This window comes from Actinomyces dentalis DSM 19115, assembly GCF_000429225.1.
In the GTDB taxonomy this organism is placed as follows: domain Bacteria; phylum Actinomycetota; class Actinomycetes; order Actinomycetales; family Actinomycetaceae; genus Actinomyces; species Actinomyces dentalis.
The window spans coordinates 1-11,335 of record NZ_AUBL01000024.1 but is presented as its reverse complement, the minus strand read 5'-3'; the positions used below and the strand labels follow the sequence as shown (position 1 = coordinate 11,335).

The following is an 11,335-nucleotide window of genomic DNA, read 5'->3' as shown; positions in this document are numbered from 1 at the left end:
TGCGCGGGTGCAGCGCCTCGACCTCGATCTGGGCTCTCGGCTCGTGCCCTACCGCGAGGCCTGGGACCTCCAGAGGCGGGTGCACGGCGAGGTGGCCGCCGCCCGTCGCGGCCCGACCCTCATCCTGGTCGAGCACGAGAGCGTCTACACCGTCGGGCGCCGCACCCACAGCTGGGAGCGGCCGGCCTCCGACGACGTCGAGGGCGTGCCCGTCATCGACGTCGACCGCGGCGGGAAGACCACCTGGCACGGCCCGGGGCAGCTGACCGTCTACCCGATCGTGCGCCTGGCCCGCCCCATCGACGTCATCAAGTACGTGCGCGCCCTGGAGGCCGCCGTCATGGAGGTGTGCGCCGCCTACGGGGTGGGCACGCGGCGCGTGGCGGGCCGTTCGGGGGTGTGGGTGCCCGCGGACGCCGCCGACCCCACCGGCCCCGACAGTCCCCCGGCGCCCGCCCCCCGCCCGGAGGCGCCGACGGCGGAGGCGAAGCGCCCTGGCCCTCCGGCGCCCGTCCCCCGCCCGGAGCGCAAGATCTGCGCCCTGGGCGTGCGCGTGGCACGGGGCGCGACCATGCACGGCATCGGCCTGAACGTGGACCCCGACCTGGAGGCCTTCAGCCTGTCGCGCATCATCCCCTGCGGCATCGACGACGCCGGGGTGACGTCGCTGAGCGCCGAGACCGGCCGCCGCCTGGCGACGGCGGACCCGGCCGACGCCCTCGCGGCGGCCCTGGAGCGGAGCCTGGCGCCCCTCGTGGCCGACGCCACGCCGAGGCCGCCGTCGCCTGGGCCTTGAGTCCCAGACGGCGGCATAGGATGAGGCCGCACTCGATGACGACGAGGAGGAAGAGGAGGAATCGGCCGTGACCAACGCGATCGCCCCCGAGGGGCGCAGGCTGCTGCGCGTCGAGGCCCGCAACGCCCAGACGCCCATCGAGCGCAAGCCGAAGTGGCTGCGGACCCGGGCCGTCATCTCCGAGACCTACCAGGAGGTCCGGGGCATGGTCAGGCAGAAGCGCCTGCACACCGTGTGCGCCGAGGCCAACTGCCCCAACATCTACGAGTGCTGGAACGACCGCGAGGCCTCCTTCCTCATCGGCGGGGAGATGTGCACCCGCCGCTGCGACTTCTGCGACATCGCCACCGGCCGCCCCACCGCCTACGACGAGGACGAGCCCGCCCGCGTGGCCGCCTCCGTGGCGCAGATGCGGCTGCGCTACGCCACCGTCACCGGCGTCGCCCGCGATGACCGGCCCGACGGCGGCGCCTGGCTCTACGCCGAGGTCGCCCGGCAGATCCACGCCGCGGCGCCCGGCTGCGGCGTCGAGCTGCTCGTGCCCGACTTCCGCGGCGACCGGGCCGCCCTGGAGGAGGTCTTCTCCGCCTCCCCCGAGGTCTTCGCCCACAACCTGGAGACGGTTCCGCGCATCTTCAGGCGCATCCGCCCCGCCTTCTCCTACGAGGGCAGTCTGTCCGTGCTCCGCCGGGCCTCCGAGGCGGGCCTGCTGACCAAGTCCAACCTCATCCTCGGCATGGGCGAGACCCGGGCGGAGATCGAGCGGGCCATCGCGGACCTCGTGGACCACGGCGTCGACATCCTGACCATCACCCAGTACATGCGCCCCTCCAAGCTGCACCACCCCATCGACCGGTGGGTCAAGCCCCAGGAGTTCGTCGAACTGGCGGGCGCGGCCGAGGAGATGGGCATCCCGGCGGTCATGAGCGGCCCCATGGTGCGCTCCTCCTACCGCTCGGGCATGCTCTGGGGCCGGGCCATGCGGGCCAAGGGCCGCCCCATCCCGGCGGCGATGGCCGAGCTGGCTGTGCCCGGCACCGCCCGCCAGGAGGCCTCGGCCCTTCTGGCCGGCCCACTCGGCGCGGCCTGCTGAGGCCGTCCGTCGAGGACGACGACGCCGGCCGGGCGGCGCCGTCGGCTATGGTGGTTCATCGTGAGCACCTCAGCGCAGAGCCCCGACCCGAAGAAGAAGCGGCGCTTCGGGCAGTACCTCCAGAACATCAAGGACTCCTTCACGATCTCGCGGCGCACCTACCCGTGGATCGGCTGGGCGCTGGGGGGCATCGCCCTGGTCGTCGTCGCGCTGGGGGTCCTCATCTCCCTGCTCACGAACCAGCCCCTGTGGTACTGGCTCATCCTGGCCGTGCCCATGGCCGGCGTGGGCTGCATGGCCCTGCTGGCCTGGACCACGCGGCACGCCGCCTACACCCAGATGGAGGGCCGCCCGGGGGCCGCCAAGTGGGTCCTCGACCAGGTGATCGGGCGCGGCTGGTTCGTCGAGTCGGATCCGGCCGCCATCAACCCCAAGACCCAGGACGTCATCTGGCGGGTCGTGGGCAGGCCGGGAGTCGTGCTGGTCGTCGAGGGCCCCGTGGGCAGGACCCAGAAGATGACCGACGACGAGAGCCGGAAGGTCCGCCGCATCCTGTCCACCGTCCCCCTCCATGTCGTCAACGTGGGCCCCGACGAGGGCCAGACCCGGCTGCTCGACCTGTCCAAGACCCTGCGCAAGCTGCCCACGAAGCCCACCCGGCTCACCGATAACGAGATCGCCCAGGTCTCCAAGCGCCTGTCCTCGCTGTCGTCCAAGGGGCTGCCCATCCCCAAGGGCATCGATCCCATGAGGGCGCGCCCCGACCGCCGCGCCCTGCGCGGGCGCTGACAGGCCGCTGCGGCGGCGGGCACGACGACGGCCCCGGCCGTTCGCCGCGCCCCGCGCGGGCGCCGAGCCGGCGTCGTCGGGCCGCAGGGCCCCGTCCCGGAGCCCGCCCGCCGCGCCACCGCAACTGAAACGAAACACCTGCGACACATCCGCGGCACGCCCGCGTCACCGCCCGCGCCTACGGTGGCCGCGATCCCCGCGCCGCGCCGGTTGCCGCGCGGACCATCTGCATGAGGAGCGCATATGTTCAAGGACGTGGCCGAGGCCCTGACCTGCATCGAGAGGGAGGGGGTCGAGTTCATCGACGTCCGCTTCTGCGACCTGCCCGGGGTCATGCAGCACTTCACGATCCCGGTCGACGCCTTCAAGGATGAGGCCCTGACCCAGGGGCTCATGTTCGACGGCTCCTCGATCCGCGGCTTCACGGCCATCCACGAGTCCGACATGAAGCTCGTGCCCGATATCACCACGGCCTTCCTGGACCCCTTCCGGGTGCGCAAGACCCTCATCATCAACTTCGCCATCGTCGACCCCTTCACCGACGAGGTCTACTCGCGCGACCCGCGCTCGATCGCCGCCAAGGCCGAGGACTACCTGCGCTCCACGGGCATCGCCGACACCTGCTACATCGGCGCCGAGGCCGAGTTCTACCTCTTCGACTCCGTGGAGTACGAGACGACGCCGGCCACCACGCGCTACGCCATCGACTCCGCCGAGGCCGCCTGGAACACCGGGCGCACCGAGGAGGGCGGCAACAAGGGCTACAAGACGGCATTCAAGGGCGGCTACTTCCCCGTCTCCCCCAACGACCAGATGGCCGACATCCGCGACGCCATGGTGCGCACCTGCATCGAGTCCGGCCTGGCGATCGAGCGCGCCCACCACGAGGTCGGCACCGCCGGCCAGCAGGAGATCAACTACCGGTTCAACTCGCTGCTGGCCGCCGGCGACGACATGATGAAGTTCAAGTACATCATCAAGAACGAGGCCTGGAGGGCGGGCAAGACGGCCACCTTCATGCCCAAGCCGATCTTCGGCGACAACGGCTCGGGCATGCACTGCCACCACTCGCTGTGGAAGGACGGCAGGCCGCTGTTCTTCGACGAGCGCGGCTACGGGCAGCTGTCCGACCTGGCCCGCTGGTACATCGGCGGCATCCTGCGCCACGCCCCGAGCCTGCTGGCCTTCACCAACCCGTCGGTCAACTCCTTCCGCCGGCTCGTGCCGGGCTTCGAGGCGCCGGTCAACCTGGTCTACTCGGCCCGCAACCGCTCGGCCTGCATCCGCATCCCGGTCACCGGCTCCTCGCCCAAGGCCAAGCGCGTGGAGTACCGCGTGCCCGACCCCTCCTCCAACCCCTACCTGTGCTTCGCCGCGGTCCTCATGGCCGGCATCGACGGCGTGCGCAACCGGATCGAGCCGCGCGAGCCCATCGACAAGGACCTCTACGAGCTCGCCCCGGAGGAGTACCACGACATCGACAAGCTGCCGCACTCGCTGGACCGGGCCCTGGAGGCCCTGGAGGTCGACCACGACTACCTGACCGAGGGCGACGTCTTCACCCCCGATCTCATTGCGACGTGGATCGACTACAAGCGCGAGAACGAGATCGTGCCCATGCGCATGCGCCCGCACCCCTACGAGTTCGAGCTCTACTACGACATGTGACCGGCCGCGGGGCCGGCGGCGCGTGCGCAAGACCACCCCGCCCATTTGCATACCTATACCGACTTGTGGATAGTCTACGGGCGGTTCGCTCCCACCATCCAAGGAGACCCCATGTGGACCCCACACCGCCTACGCGTCGTCGGCGCCGTCGGACTGTGTCTGAGCCTGGTCGCCGTCGGCGCCTGCACCCACGCCGAGGACTGGCGGGCCTCGGGGACCGATGACTCGGCCCCCATCCCCACCTACGACACCGGCGCCATCCAGCCCCAGCCGGACATCATCGCCATGCTCCCCGAGGGGGCGCTGGCCGACGGCGTCCTCGACGTGGCCGCCGCCACCGACTACCCGCCGGCCGAGTTCCTCGACGCCGGGGGCGCCGCCGTCGGCTACGACGTGCACCTGTCCCAGGCCATCGCCCGGGTCCTGGGCGTGCGCGCCGAGGTCCACACCGCCGAATTCGACTCCATCATCGCCGGGGTGGGCACCACCTACGACGCGGGGATCTCCTCCTTCACCGTCACCCGTGAGCGCACCGCGGCCATGAACATGATCGCCTACATCAACGTCGGCTCCCGCTTCAACGTCGCCGCCGGCAACCCCAAGGGCATCGACCCCTCCGACCACCTCAACCTGTGCGGCCTGACCATCGGGGTGCAGACCGGCACCGCCCAGGAGGAGAGCATCAACACCTTCTCCCAGGACTGCAAGAAGGCGGGCAAGCCCGAGATCGAGGTGCGCTCCTACTCCACCCAGTCCGAGGCCACCACCGCCCTGGCCGGGAGCACCCTCGATGCCGTCTACTCCGACTCCACCGTCGCCGGCTACGCCGTGGAGACCACCGGCGGCCAGGTCGAGACGGTCGGCGAGATCGAGGACGCCCTGCCCCAGGGCATCGTCCTGACCAAGAACGACCCCGCCCTGACCAAGGCGATCCAGGCGGCCGTCCAGTACCTCATGGACTCGGGGATCTGGCAGAAGATCCTGGACGCCTGGGGCATCGAGGGCGCCGCCCTGACCACCGCCGCACTCAACCCCCCGGTGGAGAAGTAGATATGAGCACCACGAGCAATACCGACACCGCCGGCGCCGCCGCGGCCGGCGAGGCCCCCGTCCAGCTCAACCGGCCCAAGCCGGTGCCCAAGCCGGGCACCTGGATCAGCGCCGCCGTCGTCACCGTCCTGGGCGCGATGTTCGTGCACGCGCTGGTCACCAATGAGAAGTTCCACTGGGACACGGTCTGGTTCTTCTTCCGCGAGGTCCGCGTCGTGCGGGCCGTGGGCTGGACCCTGCTGCTGACCTTCCTCGCCATGGCGATCGGCATCGTGCTGGCCGTGACCACGGCGATCATGCGCCAGTCCTCCAACCCGATCCTGCGCTGGGTGGCCCTGGGCTACCTGTGGTTCTTCCGCGGCACCCCGATCTACACCCAGCTGGTCTTCTGGGGGGCGCTGGCCTCCCTCTACCAGTACCTCAGCCTCGGCGTGCCCTTCGGCCCCGAATTGCTGACCTTCCCCACCAGGTCCGTGTTCACGCCCTTCGTGGCCGCCGTCCTGGGGCTGGGCATCAACGAGGGGGCCTACCTGTCGGAGATCGTCCGCTCCGGCCTGGCCAGCGTGGACCCGGGGCAGACGGAGGCCGCGGGCGCCCTGGGCATGAGCCGGGGCCAGATCATGCGGCGCATCGTGCTGCCGCAGGCCATGCGCGTCATCGTCCCGCCCACCGGCAACGAGACGATCTCCATGCTCAAGACCACCTCACTGGTCCTGGCCGTGCCCTTCACCCTGGACCTGACCTTCGTCACCAACGCCTACGCCTCGCGCACCTACCAGACGATCCCGCTGCTCATCGTGGCGGCCGTGTGGTACATCATCATCACCTCGATCCTCATGGTCGGCCAGCACTACCTCGAGCGCTACTACGGCAGGGGCTTCGACGACCGCTCGGGCGGCAAGAAGGCGGGCCGCGGCCTGTCCCGGCGCCAGCAGGCGATCCTCGACGCCCACACGACCAAGGACAACCCCTTCCTGGAGGTCACCCCATGAGCATCGCCCCCACCGACCCCGAGATCCTCGCCCGGGCCGAATCGACCAAGGTCTGCATCGCTGGCCTGCACAAGTTCTTCGACGAGCTGCACGTGCTGCGCGGGGTCGACCTCACCGTGGACCCGGGCTCGGTCACCGTGCTCATCGGGCCCTCCGGCTCGGGCAAGTCGACCCTGCTGCGCTGCATCAACGAGCTGGAGTCCATCGACGCCGGCCGCGTGTGGGTCGACGGCGAGCTCATGGGCATGCGCGAGGTGCCCCAGCCCGACGGCACGGTCCGCCTGCACGCCCTGTCCGACAAGGCCCGGGCCGCCCAGCGCGCCAAGATCGGCATGGTCTTCCAGCGCTTCAACCTCTTCCCGCACATGACGGCGCTGGAGAACGTCATGGAGGCGCCGGTGCAGGTCAAGAAGGTCCCCAAGGCCAAGGCGCGCGAGCGCGGCGTCGAGCTGCTGGAGCGGGTGGGCCTGGGCGACCGCCTGGACCACTACCCCTCCCAGCTCTCCGGCGGCCAGCAGCAGCGCGTGGCCATCGCCCGGGCGCTGGCCATGGACCCCGAGCTCATGCTCTTCGACGAGCCGACCTCTGCCCTGGACCCCGAGCTGGTCGGCGAGGTCCTCCAGGTCATGAAGGACCTCGCGGCGGACGGCATGACCATGGTCGTGGTCACCCACGAGATGGGCTTCGCCCGGGAGGTCGGCGACCAGCTGGTCTTCATGGACGGGGGCGTCATCTGCGAGTCGGGCGAGCCGGCCGAGGTCCTGGACCACCCCGCCGAGGCCCGCACGCAGGCCTTCCTGTCCTCGGTGCTGTAAAGTGCCGCCATGACCGGCGCCACAACAAACATCATCCCGGCCAGGATCGGCCAGGAGGACGTGCTCGTCGAGGCCGTCGTCGTCCCGGGCACGGAGAAGCTCTCGAGCAGGAGCCGGGCGGTCGACAGGGTCCAGACCATGCTGGACGGCGCCCAGTCGGTCATCCGCTCCTTCGCCGAGGAGACGGCCGAGACGGTCACGCGGATCCGGCAAACGGTCGGCTCGCCCGATGAGGTGAGCGTCGCGCTCGGCCTGTCCTTCGCCACCACCGGCAAGATCATTATCGCCTCGAGCACGGCGTCCGCCTCGATAACCGTCACCCTCACCTACAGGGCCGCCAAGAGCGGCGAGGACGACGGCGACGGCGGGGGCGGCGGGGATGGCGCCGGCGGGAGTGCCGCGGGCGCAACAGCGGCGGGTGGCGCCCCCTCCCGCGGCGAAGGGACCGGGGGATGAGTTCGCTCTCACCCGAGGCCCTGGGCCCGGGTTTCATCGGCCAGGTGCTCGACGACGGCGGTGCGACGGTGGGCACCTGTTGGCTGGTCGCTCCTGGCTGGGTGCTCACCGCAGCGCACGTCGCGCAGGCCGCCGGGGCCGATGTCGTCGCCGCATCCGTCGCCGCCGAGCGGGCATTCTCCGCCGCCGCGGCCCGGGCCGACGAGCGGGCGGTGACGCTGCGGCTCAAGCGCGGCCTGGCAGAGACCGGGCCCGTGATTGAGGGGAGGGTGCGGCGCGCCGACACGGTGATCGACCTCGCCCTGGTGGAGATCGACGGCGCGGCTTGGGCCACTCCACCGGCCGAGTTGGCGGACTCGGAGGACGTCAAGCCGAAGGAGGTCGTGGTCGTCGCGGGCGCGGCCAAGCTCGCCGACGCCCGGGAGGATGCGGCCCTGATCGCATCCAGCACCACGGGCTCGTGGGATATGGGAGGGCTGCGCAACGACTCGTTGTACCTGGCCAAGATCATAGCTCCGGGCGTGCTGCGCAATATGTCCGGCGCACCGGTCATCCGGGCTAAGGACAACACCGTTGTCGGGCTCGTGACGAGCCGTTACAATTCGGCCGACGGGTGGGCCCGGGACATGGTGTGGGTGGTGCGCAGCCGCACCATTGAGCAGTTCTGCCGCCCACTGATCGGCCCCCTCCTACCCTCTCCCCCGGCGCCGACGCAAGCAGTTCACGTCGTTCTGCGCCCGACGCAGGAGACGGTGAGCCTGGTGTGCAAGGAACTCGGCATCAGCGAGGTCGAGCCGTGCCGCGGCGCGCGCAGCCGACTGTTCCCGGCCTCCGAGCGCCTCCGTCTGGCGCGCAGGGGCCTGGTCGAAGCCCGGCGTAGCGGAGCGCAGGCCCCCGGCGGGCAGGTCGGCGAGTCGACGCCCCTGCTCGACGCCCTGGAGGAGATCGGCTCCCTTATGGGTGAGATGTTCCTCCCCGGCGCCGTCGGGGAGGCCCTCACGCGGATCCTCGCGAAGGCCAGGAGCCAGACGATCCCCGTCGAGTTCGCCCTCGATCTCACCGAGTGCCCCGAAGAACTGCGTAGACTGCCGTGGGAGGGGCTGCACCATCCGGAAGTCGACGGCCCTCTGGCCCTCCATCCGCTGGTCGTCTTCTACCGGCTGGCGGTGGCGAGCCCGACGCCCCGGCGCGTGGAGGGCCCTTTGCGGATCGTCGTCGCCATTGCCGCGCCGCTCGACGGCGAGCCCAAGCTCGACTACGAGTCCGAGCTGCGCAATATCGTGGCCTCCGTCCGCGAGGCGAAAGCCGGAGGCGCAAACGTGAGGATCGTCACCTTCGCCACGACGTCGGAGATCAAGAAGGCTCTCGACGCGGGGGATGTGCACGTGCTGCACATCTCCTGCCATGGGAGCGCGGGGCAACTCATCCTGGAGGATGAGAACGGTAAAGCACGACCCGTGACTGCCAGGACTTTGATTGAGGAGGCGATACCTCCCGGAAAGATGCCGCCGGTCATCTGCCTGTCCGCCTGCGACACGAATGTGACGGACCGACCCAATAACCTGCCCGCGGTCGCGGACGAGCTCGTATCCTCGGGGGCCCCGGCCGTCATCGGTACGGAGACCTCCGTGTCGGACCGCTACGCGACCCTGGTCTTCGCCCGGGTCTACGCCGAGTTGGCCAAAGCGCCGGAGCCCGATCCGGCAACCGCCCTGGCGGCCGCCCGGCGGCAGGTCCTGCAGGCGTGCGAGAACAGTGAGCGCAGCCGGGATCGGCACGAGCAGGTGCTGAGCGGATGGTCGGTGGTGACCATTCAGGCCGCGTCGTCCAGGGAAACGCTCTTCGACCCCGAGGCCGTTCGGTCGGGCCAGAGGGCGCCCTCGAAGTCCATCCCCATGCTCGGCAAGATCCCCGCGCTCAAGGTCGGGTCCTTCGTGGGACGCAGACGCGAGCAGTTGGAGATCCCCCGGTTCCTGGCCGATGAGGATCGCGGGGGCGTGGTCTTGCACGGCATTGGCGGGATCGGCAAGACGAGCCTGGCCGGTGAGATACTGCGGAGATCCCGCGAGCAACGACCCGATCTCGTTGTCGTGACGGTATCGGGCACGATAACGGCCGAGGGGCTCCTGAACCGGATCATCACCGAACTCCGAATCACCCTGCTGAAACAACGTTCCTACTCCGACCACCTGGGCATCTTGAACATGCTTGGAGATCCCCGCGCCATTGAAGACTGGGATACGCGGGTCAGGATTCTGCAGGACGATTTCCTCGGGCAGGTGCCCATTATTATCGTTCTCGATAATTTCGAGGACAATCTGCAGTCGATCCAGAAAGATGACAACTCCCACCACGATGGTCCGAAGAACCATGGGAAACGTCGGATCGCAGATCAGCGGCTGGCCGACTTCCTCGCCGTACTGGCCAGGACCCCGGGTCCGTCCTCGCTGCTCATCACCTGCCGATACCGCTTCGAACTCCCCGATGACAGCGGCGAATACCTACGATGGTGGGGACTGGGCCCGCTGTCCTTCAGTGAGACCCTGCGCCTGGCCTGGGACCTCCCCCACGTGGAAGCGCTCGACGACTATCAGTTGCACGTGCTGTGGGCGAGCATCGGCGGGCACCCCAGGACACTGGAAATGCTCGACGCCCTGCTCGGACACGGCCGGGGGCGGTTGCCGCGCATCGAGCAGGAGTTGAGGCAGCGGCTGAAGAGGACTCTGCCCGACGGCATGGACATGGCCGGTTGGCTCGACCGACCGCGGGATCTGGACGTATCGATCGCCGAGGCGGTCACGCTCGCCGCGAATGATGTTCTTCTGCCCCAGCTCCTGGATCTTCTCAGCCCCGAGGCGAAGAAACTCCTCAGAGGACTCGCCCTCTTCTGCCGACCAGTTGAAAGATCCGCCGTCATCTTCGTTCTCGGCGCGCTCGTGGAAGGCGGAGCTACAGAGAACGAGGCGAATGGCACCCCAGATCCACCGTTCGCCACCGACCTGCCGGTTGACGAACTTCTGGACGAGTTGGTCTCCACAACGCTCCTTACCCGCCTGGAGGGCGCTGACGATTCCTCTCCACAATGGTTTGTCCACCGGTGGACCGCCTCCGCCCTGGAACGCCAGGAAGAGTCAGCTACAGAGACCGCCGAGGAGGACAAGGTAGAGCGTCATCGGCGCGCAGCCGTCTACTGGATGTGGCACTACTGGACAACGGCCCAGAGCCGGGAGGCGGATGTCGACGACCTGATGGAGTGCTATGCTCACTTCGGCGAAGCGGGCGATGTCGAGCAATCCGACGACGCCGCCCATAGAGCCGCGAACATCCTCAATCGTATTGGACGATGGGATGACGAGTGGAAACTGGCCAATAGGCAGCTCCAGAACACTCACCTCAATAAGGCCCGGCAATCAGTCTGGTACCACAGGTTAGGTGCCCTTGCTCAGGATCAGGGGGATTATGTCGCCGCCCAGAATCAGTATCAGCGGGCGCTGACCATATTCAAGACCCTCGACGATCAGGCCAGCATAGCCAAAACCTACCATGACCTGGGCACCCTCGCTCAGGATCAGGGGGATTATGTCGCCGCTCACAATCAGTATCAGCGGGCGTTGACCATATTCGAGGCCCTCAGCGACCAGGCCGGTGTGGCTGCCATCTACCACGAGTTGGGCAC

The 11,335-nt window shown here is 69.2% G+C and carries 9 protein-coding genes; all 9 read left to right on the top strand.

Annotated elements, in window-relative coordinates:
• Window positions 1-7: 7 nt before the first annotated feature.
• Window positions 8-796: a lipoyl(octanoyl) transferase LipB gene (gene lipB, locus G446_RS0106420; RefSeq protein ID WP_026409538.1), complete on the top strand. Its 789-nt coding sequence runs from the start codon at window positions 8-10 to the stop codon at window positions 794-796.
• A 67-nt stretch (window positions 797-863) separates the two neighbouring features.
• Complete coding sequence (gene lipA, locus G446_RS0106415; RefSeq protein WP_084779044.1) at window positions 864-1,889, top strand: lipoyl synthase; 1,026 nt, start codon at window positions 864-866, stop codon at window positions 1,887-1,889.
• Between the two features lie 60 nt (window positions 1,890-1,949).
• Entirely contained in the window at window positions 1,950-2,678 is a 729-nt protein-coding gene (locus tag G446_RS0106410) for a DUF4191 domain-containing protein (RefSeq protein ID WP_026409536.1), read from the top strand.
• Between the two features lie 243 nt (window positions 2,679-2,921).
• Window positions 2,922-4,346 carry a type I glutamate--ammonia ligase gene (gene glnA / locus G446_RS0106405; protein WP_026409535.1) on the top strand — a complete coding sequence of 475 codons (1,425 nt, stop codon included), beginning with the start codon at window positions 2,922-2,924 and terminating at the stop codon, window positions 4,344-4,346.
• Between the two features lie 111 nt (window positions 4,347-4,457).
• Window positions 4,458-5,396, top strand: coding sequence for an ABC transporter substrate-binding protein (locus tag G446_RS0106400; RefSeq protein WP_026409534.1), 939 nt, complete (start codon window positions 4,458-4,460; stop codon window positions 5,394-5,396).
• A gap of 2 nt (window positions 5,397-5,398) precedes the next feature.
• Complete coding sequence (locus G446_RS0106395; RefSeq protein ID WP_026409533.1) at window positions 5,399-6,388, top strand: amino acid ABC transporter permease; 990 nt, start codon at window positions 5,399-5,401, stop codon at window positions 6,386-6,388.
• Window positions 6,385-7,203, top strand: coding sequence for an amino acid ABC transporter ATP-binding protein (locus G446_RS0106390; protein ID WP_051285720.1), 819 nt, complete (start codon window positions 6,385-6,387; stop codon window positions 7,201-7,203). The genes G446_RS0106395 and G446_RS0106390 overlap by 4 nt, the downstream gene beginning before the upstream one ends.
• A 9-nt stretch (window positions 7,204-7,212) precedes the next feature.
• Complete coding sequence (locus G446_RS18655) at window positions 7,213-7,659, top strand: CU044_2847 family protein (protein ID WP_156916546.1); 447 nt, start codon at window positions 7,213-7,215, stop codon at window positions 7,657-7,659.
• A partial coding sequence (locus G446_RS16355) for a CHAT domain-containing protein (protein WP_034469456.1) occupies window positions 7,656-11,335 on the top strand: 3,680 nt, incomplete at its 3' end. The genes G446_RS18655 and G446_RS16355, both read left to right, overlap by 4 nt.

What these genes read in the sequence shown, in the direction of transcription:
- glnA (WP_026409535.1), top strand. Translation starts at nt 2,922, where the DNA reads ATGTTCAAGGACGTGGCCGAGGCCCTGACCTGCATCGAGAGGGAGGGG.
- G446_RS0106400 (WP_026409534.1), top strand. Translation starts at nt 4,458, where the DNA reads ATGTGGACCCCACACCGCCTACGCGTCGTCGGCGCCGTCGGACTGTGT.
- G446_RS0106395 (WP_026409533.1), top strand. Translation starts at nt 5,399, where the DNA reads ATGAGCACCACGAGCAATACCGACACCGCCGGCGCCGCCGCGGCCGGC.
- G446_RS0106390 (WP_051285720.1), top strand. Translation starts at nt 6,385, where the DNA reads ATGAGCATCGCCCCCACCGACCCCGAGATCCTCGCCCGGGCCGAATCG.
- G446_RS18655 (WP_156916546.1), top strand. Translation starts at nt 7,213, where the DNA reads ATGACCGGCGCCACAACAAACATCATCCCGGCCAGGATCGGCCAGGAG.